General features: G+C 65.2%; 16 protein-coding genes, 1 tRNA gene and 2 pseudogenes. 9 read left to right on the forward strand and 10 right to left on the reverse strand.

Annotated features, from left to right (window positions below; all coding sequences use genetic code 11):
* Positions 1-146 precede the first annotated feature (146 nt).
* On the forward strand, positions 147-599 hold the full coding sequence (locus tag L2A60_RS02895; protein ID WP_235702869.1) for a hypothetical protein: 453 nt from the start codon (positions 147-149) through the stop codon (positions 597-599).
* A 21-nt stretch (positions 600-620) separates the two neighbouring features.
* Here the strand turns inward: L2A60_RS02895 and L2A60_RS02900 are convergent, their stop codons facing one another.
* Positions 621-1,193 (reverse strand): hypothetical protein, encoded by a 573-nt coding sequence (locus L2A60_RS02900; RefSeq protein ID WP_235702870.1) that lies wholly within the window; start codon positions 1,191-1,193, stop codon positions 621-623.
* 290 nt (positions 1,194-1,483) lie between these two features.
* Between L2A60_RS02900 and L2A60_RS02905 the strand changes: the two genes are divergently transcribed.
* Positions 1,484-2,011: a pyridoxamine 5'-phosphate oxidase family protein gene (locus tag L2A60_RS02905; RefSeq protein WP_235702871.1), complete on the forward strand. Its 528-nt coding sequence runs from the start codon at positions 1,484-1,486 to the stop codon at positions 2,009-2,011.
* Between the two features lie 204 nt (positions 2,012-2,215).
* On the opposite strand, the gene L2A60_RS02910 is transcribed toward L2A60_RS02905, so the two are convergent.
* Positions 2,216-3,208: a CHAD domain-containing protein gene (locus L2A60_RS02910; protein WP_235702872.1), complete on the reverse strand. Its 993-nt coding sequence runs from the start codon at positions 3,206-3,208 to the stop codon at positions 2,216-2,218.
* A gap of 303 nt (positions 3,209-3,511) precedes the next feature.
* Between L2A60_RS02910 and L2A60_RS02915 the strand changes: the two genes are divergently transcribed.
* The 3 genes and pseudogenes from L2A60_RS02915 to L2A60_RS20845 form a co-directional block, all read left to right on the forward strand.
* Positions 3,512-5,041, forward strand: coding sequence for an amidase (locus tag L2A60_RS02915; protein WP_235702873.1), 1,530 nt, complete (start codon positions 3,512-3,514; stop codon positions 5,039-5,041).
* Between the two features lie 159 nt (positions 5,042-5,200).
* A complete protein-coding gene (locus L2A60_RS02920; RefSeq protein ID WP_235702874.1) occupies positions 5,201-5,320 on the forward strand; it encodes a hypothetical protein in 120 nt (39 codons plus the stop codon).
* 51 nt (positions 5,321-5,371) lie between these two features.
* A pseudogene (locus L2A60_RS20845) lies at positions 5,372-5,575 on the forward strand (PTS glucitol/sorbitol transporter subunit IIA); the annotation flags it as partial.
* A gap of 21 nt (positions 5,576-5,596) precedes the next feature.
* Here L2A60_RS20845 and ispD read toward each other — a convergent pair.
* The gene (ispD, locus tag L2A60_RS02925) at positions 5,597-6,838 is read right to left on the reverse strand and encodes a 2-C-methyl-D-erythritol 4-phosphate cytidylyltransferase (RefSeq protein ID WP_235702875.1); all 1,242 of its coding nucleotides are present in this window, start codon (positions 6,836-6,838) and stop codon (positions 5,597-5,599) included.
* Between the two features lie 330 nt (positions 6,839-7,168).
* Here ispD and L2A60_RS20850 point away from each other — a divergent pair.
* The 4 genes and pseudogenes from L2A60_RS20850 to L2A60_RS02945 form a co-directional block, all read left to right on the forward strand.
* Positions 7,169-7,351, forward strand: a pseudogene (locus tag L2A60_RS20850) (HPr family phosphocarrier protein); the annotation flags it as partial.
* Between the two features lie 269 nt (positions 7,352-7,620).
* Entirely contained in the window at positions 7,621-7,905 is a 285-nt protein-coding gene (locus L2A60_RS02935; protein ID WP_235702877.1) for a putative PEP-binding protein, read from the forward strand.
* A 262-nt stretch (positions 7,906-8,167) separates the two neighbouring features.
* On the forward strand, positions 8,168-9,094 hold the full coding sequence (locus L2A60_RS02940; protein ID WP_235702878.1) for an ABC transporter ATP-binding protein: 927 nt from the start codon (positions 8,168-8,170) through the stop codon (positions 9,092-9,094).
* Positions 9,091-9,867, forward strand: coding sequence for an ABC transporter permease (locus L2A60_RS02945; RefSeq protein WP_235702879.1), 777 nt, complete (start codon positions 9,091-9,093; stop codon positions 9,865-9,867). The genes L2A60_RS02940 and L2A60_RS02945 overlap by 4 nt, the downstream gene beginning before the upstream one ends.
* A gap of 68 nt (positions 9,868-9,935) precedes the next feature.
* Here L2A60_RS02945 and L2A60_RS02950 read toward each other — a convergent pair whose 3' ends face one another.
* The 7 genes from L2A60_RS02950 to glmM form a co-directional block, all read right to left on the reverse strand.
* A complete protein-coding gene (locus L2A60_RS02950) occupies positions 9,936-11,837 on the reverse strand; it encodes an AMP-binding protein (protein WP_235702880.1) in 1,902 nt (633 codons plus the stop codon).
* A gap of 95 nt (positions 11,838-11,932) precedes the next feature.
* A tRNA-Cys gene (locus tag L2A60_RS02955) sits at positions 11,933-12,006 on the reverse strand.
* 338 nt (positions 12,007-12,344) lie between these two features.
* Positions 12,345-13,553, reverse strand: a complete 1,209-nt coding sequence (locus L2A60_RS02960; RefSeq protein ID WP_235702881.1) for an AAA family ATPase — start codon at positions 13,551-13,553, stop codon at positions 12,345-12,347.
* A gap of 36 nt (positions 13,554-13,589) precedes the next feature.
* Entirely contained in the window at positions 13,590-14,111 is a 522-nt protein-coding gene (locus L2A60_RS02965) for an A24 family peptidase (RefSeq protein ID WP_235702882.1), read from the reverse strand.
* Positions 14,112-14,187: 76 nt separating this feature from the next.
* Positions 14,188-14,610, reverse strand: coding sequence for an organic hydroperoxide resistance protein (locus L2A60_RS02970; RefSeq protein WP_235702883.1), 423 nt, complete (start codon positions 14,608-14,610; stop codon positions 14,188-14,190).
* 44 nt (positions 14,611-14,654) lie between these two features.
* Positions 14,655-15,473 (reverse strand): bifunctional hydroxymethylpyrimidine kinase/phosphomethylpyrimidine kinase, encoded by an 819-nt coding sequence (thiD, locus tag L2A60_RS02975; RefSeq protein ID WP_235702884.1) that lies wholly within the window; start codon positions 15,471-15,473, stop codon positions 14,655-14,657.
* A gap of 28 nt (positions 15,474-15,501) precedes the next feature.
* A complete protein-coding gene (gene glmM / locus L2A60_RS02980) occupies positions 15,502-16,887 on the reverse strand; it encodes a phosphoglucosamine mutase (protein WP_235702885.1) in 1,386 nt (461 codons plus the stop codon).
* Positions 16,888-16,918: the final 31 nt, after the last annotated feature.

A 16,918-nucleotide genomic window follows, 5' to 3' on the forward strand; every position in this document is an offset into this window, starting at 1 on the left:
CGACTGGGCCTCTCGACATGCCACAGGCGAGCAGGAAGCATCCGAACCGCTAGTCGAAAGACGCGCCAGGGCGGGATTCATTCCGCCGCAACGATCATTCTGCGCGTGACTTTTCGTTACGCGAAGAATGCCGGAGCGCGCGGAATATGCCGCGCGGCGGGGCGTCGATCCTCATGAGGGAAAACGAACCCTGTTTTGGGGAACAGATCATGCGCACGATATTGAGAACAATGCCCCTGGCGGCCCTGGTGCTGGCCGGCTGCGCTACGGGACCAAGCCTGTCGGAACGGATGTCGGCCTATGTCGGACGGCCTGAATCAATTCTGGTGAAGCAACTCGGCGTGCCGAACCGGCGCATCAGAGTCGCGGGCGTCACCTATTTCGCCTATGTCCACCAGCATTTCCACTATACATCCGGCTCATACGGCTTCGGCATGGGCCCGATCTTCGATGCCGACGATGACGATGATGCCTTCTTTGGTCCCGCCTTCGGCGGCGGCTTCCCGGCACGAGCCTATACCGACACCTGCGTCGTGACGTTCACGCTGAAGGACAAAATAGTGCAGTCCTATACCATGCGCGGTAACGCCTGCTACTGATACCCAGCTTTCCGGCGGTTTTTACGCAGAAAACGCGCCGGAGGAGCGATGACCATGACGAACATTCGCACACCCGCACGCCATCTCTGGAAACTGCTCATACCGCTCGGGCTCGGCGTTGCCGGTCTCAGCCTTTCCGGCTGCGCGACCTATCCCGGATACTATGCCGGATATAATTCGGGATATGAATATCCCGCCTACGGCTCGCCCGGCTACCTGTTTGGCGGGGGGTTTTTCGGCGACGACGAGTTCGGCGATTTCGACGATATCCACCATCGCGACTTCGATCATGACGGCGATCACGATTTCGACCGCGACGGCGACCATGATTTCGATCACGCCAACGATCATGACAACGATCATTTTGTTAGTCATGGCTCTGGAAATGTCGTCGGCCATATCGCAGGTTTTGCTGCCGCTCACGCTATTGGCCCTGCCGGCGGTCATGTCGGTGGCCCTGCCGGCGGTCATATCGGTGGCCCTGCCGGCGGCCATGTCGGTGGCCCTGCCGGCGGCCATGTCGGCGGCCCTTCCGGCAGTCATTCCGGTGGTCATTCCGGTGGACACGTCGGCGGTCATGGCGGCGGCCGGCATTAGTGCCCTGATCGGAAGTTTTTAAAATCATCGCCACGGGCACTTAGAGCGTGATGACTTTCAGTCGATCACGCTCTACTCTTTGTTGGGGCGAGCAATTTCATGGCTTTGTGGATCGCTGCGCGATTCCACTTAAAGCCATATTGCTCTAGGAATTTCGGAACCGCCACTCCAGCGAACTCGCATTGCTGCGGCAGCATTCGCCTTTGGCCCGGAATAGAGACGTCCCGCCGGACGTCTCTGATGCAAGATCACGAAATCCTGCAACGGATAACGCAAGGAGATTTCCGATGGGTGGCTGCGCGGCGGATACCGTCATCGAGAACGAAACGACCCTTCGCGCGCTCTATCCGCCACCCCGATACCTTCAGATATGGGACCGGCTCGACCCGAAGGGCCGGCAGTTCATCGCACGGTCGCCGCTGTTGATCATCGGATCGGCGCGGCCCGATCGGGGCATCGATCTGAGTCCGCGGGGCGGTCCGCCTGGGTTTGTGCGCGTGCCTGACGCCCAGACGTTGATCATACCCGACCGGGCCGGCAACAACCGGCTCGACACGATGAGCAATCTCCTTGCCGATCGCCGGGTTGGAGTGCTGTTTCTTATCCCAGGCGTCGCAACAATACTCAGAATCAAGGGGGTGACGCGTCTCGAACGCGATCCGCAGGATTCGACCGGGGACCATGTGCATGATTCCGGCAAGCTGGCGATCGTGGTGACGATACGGTCCGCTTTCATCCACTGCCCCAGAGCGCTCCACCATTCCCGGCTGTGGGATGCGGATTATCGCGCCAGTTCCGACCCGGCCATGTCCTGACGAATATCTTCCATACCGAAACAATGTCCTGATGCGCATCGGTCGAGGCTTATTGCCACCGCTCGGGAATGGGTCTCTTGAAATAATCCAGGCAACGCGCGTAAACTCATGGAAGATCGGCGAGTCGCCCGGACAGGACCGAGCGCATCGCGGTCAAGACCAATCTCAGCCCCTATTCGCGCTCCATCTCGATCGTCATTGCCGTCACCAGAAGATTTTTGCCTGGCGAAAGCGGCGCATATGCTTGTACGATCCCGTCTCTCGGCTGGCGCGATTGTGCTTATGCCAGTCGAGCACAAGCGTGACCGCCCGGCGAATCGCGCCGTCATCCGTGGAATCGGCGAGTTCTCTCAGAACAATCCGGGCCGTACGAACGTCGTTGGCATAACCGAGATCGTTCAGCAGCAAACTGAGTCTCTTCAGATAGAAATCGGCTGCTCCCACATCGAACTGGCTGGCCAGAAATTCGATCGTATAGCGCAGTCTTTTCAATGCGATGCGCAATTCGTGCCGCTCGGGCGGCGAGAGGGTTCCAAAATTGCGGCTTCGCTGCTTCGCCTTCCGATGGCTCCGCGCGACGAGAATTCGTGCCACCTCCCCGACCGGACGGGCGAACCATGCCGCCTGCTCCGCCGATCCGGATTCACGCCAGGCATGGGTTTCGAACCAGTGCCCGAGGCTCAGGACCGTCGCGCGGCACGCGGATGTACCGATATCTTCCCCGAGCTTGCGATAGGCCGCCTGACGCTCGGATTCGACCATGGCGACGAGACGCCGCAGGTTTTCGTCACCCGGCACGGCATTGCAGACGGGAAGCAGGATTTCCTCGGCGAGGACGTCCCAGTTGCGCGGAGTTTCAAGCGTGCCGGAAAGCAGTTTCAACTGATTGTTGGCCAGCCGGTATTGCGCGGTCGCGATATTCGGCTTGAACGCCGCCAGGATCGAACGCAATCGTCTCAGCGCAACCCGCATCTGATGCACGGCCTCGGGCGTTTCGGCTGAAACCGCTTGCATGTTTCCGATGAAATGCGCGAGCCCGCTGCGGCCAATGTCGCGCAGCGCGGTATCGATCGGGATGCCGGATGCAAAGACCGGACGTTTGGCCCGAACAGGGCGCGCGAACAGGACCGGCACAGCATGCGGCCCATGCCGTTTCCCGAGCCGGCGTTCACCGTCCTCGCTCGTCCGTCCCGTCAACGAAGCGATACTCCGCCGATCGGGCGTCGCTATCGGACCAGGTTTGCTCGTCACAGTGCGGTGCCATCCTTGCGCCGGAACCATAGCGCGAAATCCATTATGACGGCGGAGTTTTGAAAGTCGCAATGCCCAGCTCGCTCCTTCGCGCAGGCCAAGGCATTTTATCCAGCCGAATCAATTTCTTGCGCCACTCGGCGGCCCGTTCGCCATAGGCGGCACCGCAGAGTTCCTCGGTCTGGACGCCGATCTTCCTCCGATGGGCCGCGATGCCTATGCTGCCCGGCATTCAGCAGGAGGAAGCCGATGTCTCTCGGAACCGTAAAGCCGCCATCGATGGACGCGCTGCGCGAGGTCGCGGCCGAACTGGGCATGACGATCGGCGATACCGACCTCGCCGATCATCACGCGGCACTCGCCGCGAGCGTCGCCGCCTACGACCTGATCGACCGGATGCCCGACGAATTGCCGGAAGTCCGGTATCCGCGCACGCCCGGCACGCGGCCGGCGGCGGAGGCGAACCCCTACGGCGCCTGGGCGGTCCAGACAACCATCGAGGGAGCGGCATCCGGCCCGCTCAAGGGCAAGACCATCGTGCTGAAAGACAATATCTGTCTCGCCGGCGTGCCGATGGCCAACGGCGCCTCGACCCTCGACGGCTATGTGCCGGATGTCGACGCGACGGTTGCGACAAGGATTCTCGACGCGGGGGGAACGATCGTCGGCAAGTCGGTCTGCGAGTATTTCTGCTTCTCGGGCGGCAGCCATACCAGCGCGAGCGGGCCGGTGCATAATCCGCACCGGCACGGCTATTCGGCGGGCGGATCGTCGTCGGGCAGCGCCGCGCTGGTCGCGGCCGGCGAGGTGCCGATGGCGCTCGGCGGCGATCAGGGCGGATCGATCAGGATTCCGTCGGCTTTCTGCGGCACATACGGGATGAAGCCGACCTATGGGCTCGTGCCGTATACGGGGATCATGCCGATCGAGACGACGCTGGACCATGTCGGTCCGATCACCGCGACGGTCGAGGACAATGCGCTTCTGCTCGAGGTGCTTGCCGGGCCGGACGGGCTCGATCCGCGCCAGTATGGCGGGCAGTCCAAGCCCTGGCACGAGGCGATCGGGCGCGGCGTTCAGGGATTGCGGATCGGCATGGTGCAGGAAGGCTTCGGCCATCCGCAATCGCAGGCGGCGAGCGATGCCGTGGTGCGCGCGGCGGCGGAGCGGTTCAAGGGATTCGGCGCGGCCGTCGAGGCCGTTTCCATCCCGATGCACAGTCTCGGCCCGGCGATCTGGCTGCCGGTCGCGGCCGAGGGGGCGACGATGCAGATGATGCTGGGCAACGGGTTCGGCTTCAACTGGCAGGGGCTTTACGTCACCTCGCTGCTCGACCGGCACGCCTCCTGGCGCGACCGGGCGGACGAACTGTCGGACACGCTCAAGAATACCATGCTGCTCGGGCATTACATGGTGACCCGGCATCGCGGACATTACTACGCCAAGGCCCAGAATCTGGTGCGGCGCCTGCGCGCGGCCTACGATGCCGCGCTCGCGCGGTACGACCTGCTGCTGATGCCCACCCTACCGATGGTCGCGACCAAGCTGCCGGCGCCGGATGCGCCGGTCTCGGAGATTCTTCAGCGCGGCTTCGAGATGATACCGAACACGGCGCCGTTCGACTGCACCCATCATCCGGCGATGAGCATTCCCTGCGGCAAGGTGGACGGGTTGCCGGTCGGCATGATGCTGATCGGCCGATCGCACGATGAGGAAACGATCTACCGGGCGGCGGGCGCCTTCGAGAGCGGCGTGGACTGGACGACGATGACCGGCTGAGCCGGCTGCCGCGTCGCGCGCGGAATCGCTAGAGCAAGGTAGGTGTTTGATCCCGGATTTTGATGGTGCGATCTTCTCACGGGAGTGGAAGGAGGCATTATGGTCCAGGTTTTACATGGGCGCGCCGCCAGGGCGTCGAACTCGGCTGAGGAGCGCGCGATGAACGACAGCCCATTCTCCCCCGTCCGCGTCGAGTCCGGCCTCGGCAAGGTGATCGCCCAGGTGGTGGGGGTTCTGGTCGGCACCCAGATCGCCGCCGGCACCATTCCGCGCTGCTGAGCCGGCAGATCACCGGGCGGATCGCCGTTCTGCTCGGCTGGGTCTTCAGTTTCGGCCTGTATTAAGGAGGGCGGGATTACCACCCTCGGCGACCGCGCCTGGGCCAAGGCGCAGGATCTCGGCCATCTCACCTTCAGCTTCAACGGTGCCGCCGTCGCGGAACGGCCCGGCGAGATCTGCGTCACCCCCCTGCCGGCGGCCTCGCTTCTGGAAATCCTGCACCCCGGCCAGACCATCGAGATCCTGCGCGGTTAGGCCGTCCGGCCGAGCGGATCGTTACGACCCGATCCGGTCGGCCACCGCGGTGCGGCGGCTCGGTGCAGGCGATGGCCGCGACGGAGCCTGACCAGGCAGATCGGCCGGATAGCTGATGGTCGCCAGGCACTGGGCCGCGATCGCGTCACGCCGGAAAAAAAACCCCATATCGTCGGTTTCGATGCATTTGATCGAGACGCGCCCTTGCGGGATGGACAGCAAGGATGCCGAGCGGGCCACCATGTCGGCGATGCTGTCCGTGATCTCCTCCCAATCGGTGATCAGGGTGAGGTCGATATGCTCGATCTTGCCGCCCGCCATCGCGACGATCGACACGGCTTTGCGGATGAGGACCTCCGAATTCTGGAACCGGATATTGCGGAAAGTGAAGCCGCTTATCGGCTCTTCCCTGAGCCCGCCGACCGTACCGAGCACGGCGCGCGTGATCGCGTTGAGCCCGATATCGGCGCGATCGGCCGTGTTCATGCCCGCTCGCGGCCTGAGCATGATCCCGCACATCGTCATATGGCCGCCTTGGCGCAAAGGCTGGGAATCGAATCCCCAGCCGGTATGGGTCTCCCGATGTCCGCGTTCCAGGATCGCTGTCGCGCGTTGAAGATCTTCCTCGGTGGTGATCTTGAAATTGTCGTCGGTACCCGGAACCACCTCGATCCGCATGCCGGCGTGTTCAGCGACCATCGCATCGTCGGTCATGTCGAGATTGAGCGGATTCGCCGCATGGATCTGACGGTGTGCCGCCAGGATGTCGTGATAACGAAACCCTTGAGGGGTCTGCGCGCGCACGATGCCGGTCCGGTCGATCGTTTTGACCCCCTCCGGCTGGCCGCACTGTTTCAGCGTGTCGGCGACCTTTAGGCCGGCAATCGCGCAAGGGACCCGGTCGAGCGCATTCAGGACCGCGGAAATCGTTTCCTGCTCCACGAAGGGTCGCACGGCATCGTGAATGATCACCTTGCGCGGATTGAGATCGATAATCCCCTCAAGGCCGAGCAGCACGGATTCCTGCCGCGTATTGCCGCCGATCAGAGGCGGCAGCAGATCGAGCCCGCTGGTCGCATCCGTGTAGAATTTGAGGTCGGATGGATGGATCAGGACCTGGACCGCATCGATTTGGGGATGGCGGCAGAAGGCGGCAATCGTGTAGCGAATGACCGGCGAGCCGGCGAGTTCGCGATACTGCTTCGGAATCGTGCCTCCAAAACGCGTACCCCGTCCTGCAGCCACGATAAGCGCTACGTTCATTGCAATCCTCGCATATGCCCTGCCGCGGCCTGGCTTCCCGTCTCGCCGGACCGCCAAGGCCGTTCGACCGCCACCGCGGCGTCAACCCACTTCCGGCCGGGACGACTCATCGCCGCGATACAGCCTTCCTGGCAAAAACGCCAGCATCCCGATTCGGAGGTTCGGTTGTGCCGATGGAGACGCCCGAAGGTGCAAACATTTTGACAATTTCTATTACATTTGTTTCATTCCCGTGACCTCATCGCGATCCGAACCCGAATGAGGCGACGCAGCGAGGAGGCGAAACATGGATTTTGCCGCCCACCGTGGATCGTTGGCATGACACTGCTCATGGAGCGCGACATCACCGTCCGGGTGCGCGAAGGCCTGCATGCGCGACCGGCCGCGCAGTTGGTGAAGCTCGCCAAGTCGTTCGACACGGCAGTGGAAATTCGCCGGGGCGCGGACGCGGCGAGCACGCGCAGTTCGGTCAAGCTGATGCTGCTGTCGATCAGGGAGGGCGACAGGATCACCGTCCGCGCCGAGGGTAGCGACGCCGAAGCCGCGATCGATGCGGTCAGCCGCCTCCTCGAGGATGACAGCGAGGCACCCAGACCCGAACAAATGTTTATGTCCGTTTCGGAAAGTCCGATCGGCGCCCTGCCGGGCATCGGGGCCAGCGACGGTAGCGCGCTCGGTCCCGCCTTTCCGTTCTTCATGGAACCGATCAGCGCCGAGCGGCTGGCGATCCCTGCCGCCGGACGGGCGGCGGAACTTGCGCGGCGACCGCGCATACGGCGATCATGGCCCGCACCCACGGCATTCCCGCCGTATTTGGCTGCGATTCCCTGCCGTATGTCACGGCCGGCACTCCGATCGGCGTGGATGGCCGTCTCGGGACGGTGTTCATCGATCCGGGTGCCGACATCATCGCCCGCCTCATCGCTGCGGCGCAGGCGGCCGGCGTCTGCGGCGAAGCCGCCGCGGAGCCGGATTTGATTCCGGTTCTGATCAAACTTGGCGTCACCGAACTCAGCATGAGCCCGGCCGCCATTCTGCACGGCAAGAAGACCATTTCCGAATGTTAGCGACGAGGCGCGGTGCATGACACGGGGTCATCGGGAACCCCGGCACGTCAGCGCGCGATCGCAAATGTCAGACAAAATGACCGAGCAGACATCTGGGCTGGCATGACGATCCCGAATCCGGGACGATGATCGGGTTCGGGATGCGCCGGCGGCAATCTTGAACTCGTGCGCCGGGAGCGCCACTATACGGCCGGAGACGGAAACGGCCGGACGTGGCAGCACGGTGCGGCAGGCAGCATGCCGTCCGCAAAAAGGAGCGTATATGCCGCCGATCCTATCGGTCCGTGCCGTCGCCAAGACATACAAAAACGGATTCACAGCTTTGCGGGCAGTCGATCTCGCGATCGAGAAAGGCGAGATCTTCGCGCTGCTCGGCCCCAACGGCGCCGGCAAGACGACGCTCATCAGCATCGTCTGCGGCACCGTCACGATGACGTCGGGGCAGGTGCTCGTCGATGGTCACGACATCGCGCGGGATTATCGCGCCGCCCGCTCGCGGATCGGGCTCGTGCCGCAGGAAATCGCGCTCGACATCTTCGCCACGGTCTGGAACACGGTCAGCTTCAGCCGCGGCCTGTTCGGCAAGCGGCCAAACCCCGCCTATATCGAATCCCTGCTGCGCGACCTCTCGCTCTGGGATAAGCGGAACAGCCGCGTCATCGAACTTTCGGGAGGGATGAAGCGGCGCGTGATGATCGCGAAAGCGCTCAGTCACGAGCCCGATATCCTGTTTCTCGACGAACCGACCGCCGGCGTGGATGTCGGGCTGCGGCGCGACATGTGGACGCTCGTGCGCAAGCTCCGGGACAAGGGCGTGACCGTGATCCTTACCACCCACTACATCGAGGAAGCCGAGGAAATGGCCGATCGCGTCGGCGTCATCGACGACGGCCGCCTTCTGCTGGTCGAGGAAACGACCCATCTGATGCGCAAGCTCGGCAAGCGGCGGCTGACCCTCGCGCTCCAGCATCCGATGGAGGCGATCCCGCCCGAACTCGCCGGCTGGTCTCTCGAGCTTGAGGCCGATGGCCAGCATCTCGTCTACAGCTTCGACGCCAATGCCGAGGATACCGGAATCCCCACGCTGCTCAGGCGGCTCGGCGAGAAAGGGATCGATTTCAAGGATCTCGACACGAGCCGGAGTTCGCTCGAGGACATTTTCGTCAGTCTGGTGGAGCGCGCGGCATGAGCGGACCATTTCTCAACGGTGCCGGCATGTGGGCGATCTACCGCACCGAAATGGCGCGGATGCGGCGCACCATCTGGCAAAGCGTGGCGACGCCGGTGATCACGACCGTGCTCTATTTCATCGTGTTCGGCGGCGCGATCGGCTCGCGGATACAGCATGTCGGCGGGGTCGGCTACGGTGCGTTCATCGTCCCCGGCCTCATCATGCTCACGCTGCTGACGCAGAGCATCTCGAACGCCTCGATCGGCATCTATTTTCCCAAGTTCACCAAGACGATTTTCGAGATCCTTTCGGCGCCGCTCTCCTTCACGGAAGCGGTCTTCGCTTATGTCGGCGCGGCGGCGACCAAGTCGATCCTGCTCGCACTCATCATTCTCGCGACGGCGACGTTCTTCGTGCCCGTACGCATCCTGCATCCCGGCTGGATGGTGGCGTTCCTGCTGCTGACCGCGATCGCGTTCAGCCTGTTCGGCTTCATCGTCGGCATCTGGGCCGAGAATTTCGAACAGCTCGCCATCATACCGGCGCTGGTGGTGACGCCGCTGACCTTCCTGGGCGGCGCTTTCTACTCGATCGACATGCTGCCGCAGCCCTGGCAGACGATCAACCTGCTGAATCCCGTCGTCTATCTCATCAGCGGCTTCCGCTGGAGCTTTTACGGAACCGGCGATATCGGGGTCGGGACCAGCCTGGCATTCACCGCGGCATTCATGGCGATATGCGTTGCCCTGCTCTGGTGGATATTCCGCACCGGGTATCGCCTGAAACCATGATTTCCGTGTCTTCTGCTGGTTTGGAGATCGCGTCGGCATTCTCGAGGCGGCGCTCCTGACCGTCTTCCCTATCCCTGCCCCGCCAGCCTGGTCGCGATCTGGTCGAGCACCGAAACATCCTCGATCGTCGGGGGCACCACCGGCGCCGTGCCATTCGCCATCTGCTTCATCGTCGCGCGCAGAATCTTGCCCGACCGGGTTTTCGGCAAGCGTGGCACCACGATCGCGGTCTTGAACGCGGCCACCGGCCCGATCCGCTCGCGCACCAGCGCCACCAATTCGCCCGCGATCGCCGCCTCATCCCGATCGACGCCGGATTTCAGCACGACGAGACCGAGCGGGACTTCGCCCTTCACCGGATCGTGCCGGGCGATCACCGCGCATTCGGCGACATCCCGGTGCGCGGCAAGCACTTCCTCCATCGCCCCGGTCGAAAGCCGGTGCCCGGCGACGTTGATGATGTCGTCGGTCCGTCCCATCACCCAGACATCGCCATCCGCATCGACCATGCCGGCATCCCCGGTGCGATACCACCCCGGAAACGCATCGAGATAGGCTCGGCGATACCCCTCGTCGTCCTGCCAGAGCGTCGGCGCGCAGCCGGGCGGCAACGGCAGTTTGATCGCCAGTGCCCCCACCTCGCCCGGCGTCATCGCGCCACCCTCGGCATCGAGCGCCTGCACGTCATAGCCCGGACACGCCCTGCCGCCCGAGCCCGGCTTGAACGGCGTGAGGCCGAGCCCGCGAAACCGCGCGGTGATCGGCCAGCCGGTCTCGGTCTGCCACCAATTGTCGATGACCGGCTTGCCCAGCAGCGCCGCGATCCATTCCGCGGTCGGTGGATCGCAGCGCTCGCCGGCCAGAAACAGCGCCTCCAGCCGCGACAGATCGTGAGCCTTGAGCAGCTTGCCGTCCGGATCCTGCTGCTTGATCGCGCGCAGCGCGGTTGGCGCGGTGAACAGGGTTTTCACGCCGTGCGCGTTGCAGACTCGCCAGAACGCCCCGGCATCCGGCGTGCCGACCGGCTTGCCTTCGTACATCACCGAGGTGACGCCCGCGAGCAGCGGCGCGTAGACGATATAGCTGTGCCCCACCACCCAGCCGACATCGGACGCCGTCCACATCACGTCGCTCGCCGCACCCTCGCCCGGATGCGCGTCGTAGATCAGCGGGATCGAGGCCGCGAGCGCGACCGCATGGCCGCCATTGTCGCGCACGATACCCTTGGGCCGTCCCGTCGTGCCCGAGGTATAGAGGATATAGAGCGGGTCGGTCGCGGCGACCGGCACCGGATCGTGCGGCGCGGCCTCTGCCTCGGCTTGCAGATAATCCTCGTCGCGGCCCGCCACCAACGCGGCGGGCGCGGCAGGACGCTGGAAAATCAGGCAGCCATCCGGCCGGTGCGATGCGCGGCCGAGCGCCGCATCGAGGATCGGCGTGTAGTCGACCACCCGCCCCGGTTCCAGTCCGCAGGACGCGGCGACGATCAGTTTCGGCTTTGCCCCGTCGATCCGGCTGGCGAGTTCGGGCGCGGCGAAACCGCCGAACACCACCGAATGAACCGCACCCAGGCGCGCGCAGGCGAGCATGGCGATCGCCGCTTCCGGCACCATCGGCATGTAGATCACCACCCGGTCGCCCTTCGCCACCCCGCGCGCGGCGAGCGCGCCTGCGAATTTGGCGACCCGGTCGCGCAATTCGCGATAGGTATGGCGCGTGACGCGGCCTTCCATCGCGCTGTCCCAGATCAGCGCGATCCGCTCGCCGGCCCCCTTGGCGACGTGGCGGTCGAGACAATTGGCGGCGGTATTGAGCCGGCCGCCGGGAAACCAGCTTCCAAACGGCCCGCGTTGTGGGTCGAACACCCGCTCATAGGGTGCGATCCAGTCGATCGACCGCGCCGCTTCCGCCCAGAAGCGTTCCGGGTCGGTCCGCCATCCGGCGTAACGCGCGGCATATGTGCTTTCCATGGCTGTCGCCCTCCCGAGGCTTGCCGTCACGCGATCCAGGGCGAAGCGTAGAAGGATGCGAAATGTCAGGCAATCGGCGCGCGCAAGATCGGGCGTGGAGGTCCGAGCCGGAATCGAACCGGCATACGCGGATTTGCAGTCCGCTGCATCACCACTCTGCCATCGGACCTCGGCTCTCGACGCGCACCCGGCTTATCGGGCCATCGCGGCCTGACGGTCAAGTGTCCCGCGGAACAACCATCACCGACCACACCCGCAACAGACAATCGCGAGACCGCGTGCGCGAAGGCGCGCATTCGCATGGCGCGTGGCAAATGAGTTCCATTCAGAGCGGTTCTGGATTGCTCATCCAGATTATACCATGTCTCGCTGATCGCGACCCATGGTATTCGCTCTTTATGTTCGCGCGCGCCGCCCGCCAACCAGCGCGCATACCAAATCTCATGAGTCGAGATTCATGAGATTTGGTATTATTCATTTTCCGCACATTGTCGTGCATGGAGCGATCTATCCCGCCCGATCGGTCTTGCGGCCCGGCTCGAAACCGGCCTCGCGCGCGAGATCGAGCATCGCGCGGCCGAAAACCCTTGGCACGGCGCCGAACCCTTCGACGGCGTGCGAAAATTGCTTCGGCATGTCGGGGATCGCGATATCGACCTTGCGCTTCAGCGCGTCTTCGATGTGCTTGCGGCGCAACCCGCCCGGCCGCCCCTCGCGATTGAGCAGAATCGTCGGGCGTTGCGGCTGGCCCGCCCCGTTCGGAATCGCGAGCAGGCGCAGCGTATCGCGCAGGCCCGCGACACTCGGATCGAGCACGATGACGCGATGATGGGCAAGTTCGAGCAATTCCCGGTGCGACGGAATCGGCAGGAACGGCAGATCCACGACGACGAAATTGAAGCGGAACCGCATCGCCTCGATCAGCCGCCGCGCGGCCCCGTCCGCAGCGGCCGGATTGCATCCCGGATCGGGCACCGCGCCGAGAACCGACAGCCGATTCCGGACCGGCTTGGCCGCTTCGGCGATCGCATCGGACCCGAGAGCCGGGTCGTCGGCGATCGGATCGAACAGCGCGGGCCCGGCCTCGATGCCGAACAGATCGGCCGTCACGCCGATGAAGGGATCGGCGTCCAGCAGCAATGTATGGCGATTCGCATCGACGCCGAGAAACCAGGCCAGAGCGCAGGCGATGCTGCTCGCGCCAACCCCGCCGCGCGCGCCGGTGATCGCAATCACCCGGCCGCCGCGCGCCTGATCGCCGATCGCCGCATCATGGGTGATCAACGGCGCGAAATAGCGGGCGACCATTTCGCGGGTGACCGGCTTGAAAATGTAATCGGCCGCGCCGATCCGCCGGCTGATCGCCCGGTACAGATCGACATCGTCGATATCGCCGAGCACCAGCACGGTCACCGAAGGTTCGATCACGTCGCAGAGTTCGGCCAGCGACTGCAGCGGCCGGTCGTCGCCGCCGATATCGACGACGAGGATCTGCGGCGCCGGCATCCGCATCATCGCCGAAATCGCCGCTTTCACCGAACCCCGCCTGATATCGCAGCTATTGGCGATGCCGTTCTGGGCGAGATCGCCGAGACCATCCTTCAGCACCGACTCGCTCGCCGCGTCGGTCACGAAGCCGAGGACAGTGAGCTGGTCCGGCCGGCCCAGGCGGTTCGGCGCCGGCACCGCGCCGCGCGGCGATGCCAGCTCGCTCATGGCGCTTCGCGTGCCGGTGCGGATCGTCCCGCGCGATCAGCCATGCGCGCGCGGCCAGAGCGTGAGGAGAGCGGCGAGCGAGATGGCGACGCCGTAGGGAATCGAGCCGCCGCGCCGGGCGCGCCAGGATTCGATGAGCGAGAGCCGCCGGAACAGCCGGTCTCCGGGCGCGACCGGGCGCGAAGAGCGGGCGAAGCGCCGCAACGCCAGATAGGCCATGGCGACGAAACCGCCGATCAGCAGAACGCGAAGCGAGAAAGCGACCTGAGCCACCCAGGCGGGCGGGACGAGCAGCGAACAGGCGGACCAGAGTTTCACATCCCCGCCGCCGAGCGCGCGCAAGGTCCAGGCGAGCGTCAGGGCGACAAAAACGACGGCAGCGACGATCAGCCCGGCCAGCAGGTTCCGGTCGATCAGCCGGACCGGCACCGCCAGCGCCGCCACGATCAGGCTGAGATGATCGGGAATCGACCGGGTCGCGATATCGCTCAGCGCCGCACCGAACAGGCAAAGCGTGATCGCGCCCGACCAGACGAGCATGACGATATGGGTCGTCACGCTCCGCTTCCCGCCGCCATGTCCGATGAACCGTCCATGGCGCCGAGACTACCGGCAAAAAGTTAAGAAACGCCTATCAGGCGACGGTAAACCTGCTCTCGACATTGCCGCGCGTGGCGTGCGCATAGGGGCAGACGATTTCCGCCTTCTTCACCAGGTCCTCGGCTTTCGCGCGCTCCATGCCGGGGATCGAGACCTTGAGATGGGCGGTAATGCCGAACCCCTTGCCGTCGTCGCGCGGGCCGATGCCGATATCGGCGCTCACCTTCGCGTCTTCCGGGATTTTCACCTTCTCCTGCCCGGCCGCGTATTTCAGCGCGCCGAGAAAACAGGCGGAATAGCCGAGGGAGAAAAGCTGCTCCGGGTTGGTGCCCGCGCCGCCGTCGCCGCCAAGCTCCTTCGGCGTGCTGAGGTCGATCTTGACCTTGCCGTCCTCGGTCTCGGCATGGCCGGTGCGGCCGCCGGTGGCGTGGCCGTGCGCGTGGTAAAGCGTTTTCATAACCGAAACCTCCTGAATAATTTGCGCCCCTCACATCATGCCGATCACGGCGCCTTGCAAGCCCCCGGCGCGGTCATAACCGCCGCATGGCCGAGCGGCCCCTGCCCGGCGCCGAAACCGGGCGCCGCAAGCAGAACTTTTTGCAGGAAATCCCGCGCCTGCCCGGTCGCCTCGCGCAGCCCCAGGCCGGCGCCGAGACCGAGCGCGATCGCCGAGGCGAGCGTACAGCCAGTGCCGTGGGTATGGCGCGAGACGATGCGCGGCTGTCGAAACTCCGTCACTTCGTCGCCGCTCACCAGAAAATCGACCGCCTCGTCGCCGGCGAAATGGCCACCCTTCACCAGCACCGCCCGCGCCCCGCGCCCGCACAGAATGCGCCCGGCGGCGACCGCATCGTCCGGCGTCTCGACCGCGTGGCCGCTCAGAATCGCCGCCTCGTCGCGATTGGGGGTGATCAGCGCCGCCATCGGCATCAGCCGGTCCAGCAGCACGGCGCGCGCATCCGCCGCGAGCAGCGCGGCGCCGCTGGTGGCGGCGATCACCGGGTCGATCACAATCGGCGTGTCCGGCGCGATTTCGGCAAGAATTCCGGCTACCGCCGCGACCATGGCGGCGCTGCCGAGCATTCCGGTCTTGACCGCATCGATCCCGAGATCGGCGGCGACCAGCCGGATCGACCGTGCGACGAATTCCGGCGCAATCGGCACGACATCATGCACGCCCAGCGTATCCTGCGCGGTGACGGCGGTGATCGCGGTCATCGCGTAGCCGCCGAGCGCGGTGATCGTCTTGATATCCGCCTCGATCCCCGCCCCGCCACCGCTGTCGGACCCGCCGATCGCCAGAATCCGGGGCAGAGTCATCCGGGGCGGGCTCATCGCCGGCGAACGGTCAGGGTGCGGCCGGCTCGGCGGCAACCCCGGCGATCATCGCGCACAACCCCTCGACGATCTCGGCGATCAGCCGCTCGTCCTCGCCCTCGGCCATCACGCGGATCAGCGGCTCGGTGCCGGAAGCGCGGATCAGCAGCCTGCCGGTTCCGGCAAGCCGCGCCTCCGCCTCGGTCATCGCGGCGAGCACCGGCGGCGCCTGCAGCGGCGTCGCCCCGGCATAGCGCACATTGCGCAGCAATTGCGGCAGCGGCTCGAACAGGCGGCACACCGCACTCGCTGGCCTGCCCTCGCGCACCAGCACGGCAAGCACCTGAAGCGCCGCGATCAAGCCATCGCCGGTGGTCGCGAAATCCGACAGGATGACGTGGCCGGACTGCTCGCCGCCGAGATTGAGCCCGTGCGCGCGCATCGTCTCGGCGACATAGCGGTCGCCCACCGGAGTGCGGTGCAGCGCGAGGCCGATCCCGGCGAGATAGCGCTCCAGCCCGAGATTCGACATCACGGTGGCGACCACCCCCGGCCCGGCGAGCCGGTCCTCGGCGAGGAAGGAGCGGGCGATAAGAGCGAGAACCTGGTCGCCGTCGATGATCGTGCCGTGCTCGTCGGCGAGGATCACCCGGTCGGCGTCGCCGTCGAGGGCGATGCCGAGATCGGCGCGGTGCTCCAGCATGGCGGCGGAGAGATGCGCCGGCACGGTCGAACCGCAGCCCTGGTTGATGTTGAACCCGTCCGGCGCGACCCCGAGCGGGATCACTTCGGCGCCGAGTTCCCACAGCGCGGCGGGGGCGACCTTGTAGGCCGCGCCGTTGGCGCAATCGAGCACCACGCGCAGCCCGTCGAGCCTGAGGCCGCGCGGCAGACTGGATTTCGCCGATTCGACATAGCGCCCGCCGGCATCGACCAGCCGCATCGCCCGCCCGAGCGACGCGGCGGCGGCGAGGCGGTCGCCGATATCCTCGGCCATCAGCGCCTCGATCTCGGCCTCGGTCGCGTCCGACAGCTTGGCGCCGTCCGGCCCGAACAGCTTGATGCCGTTATCCTCGAACGGGTTGTGCGAGGCGGAAATCACCACGCCGAGATCGGCGCGCAGGGAGCGCGTCAGCATCGCGATCGCCGGGGTCGGCAGCGGGCCGGCGAGGGTCACGTCCATGCCGGCGCCGATGAAGCCGGCGGTCAGCGCCGGTTCCAGCATGTAGCCGGAGAGCCGGGTATCCTTGCCGATGATGACCCGGTGGCGATGATCGCCCCTGGTGAACAGCAGCCCGGCGGCCTGGCCGAGGCGCAGCGCGGTCTCCGCCGTCATCGGTGCGACATTGGCGCGGCCGCGAATCCCGTCGGTGCCGAACAGGCGGCGCGAAGCCGGCTTTGGTGGAAAATGGTTCATGGCCTGCTTGAACCCCCGTTCGCGGATCGGA

Origin of the sequence: Acidiphilium iwatense (assembly GCF_021556475.1) — a bacterium.
Lineage (GTDB): Bacteria > Pseudomonadota > Alphaproteobacteria > Acetobacterales > Acetobacteraceae > Acidiphilium > Acidiphilium iwatense.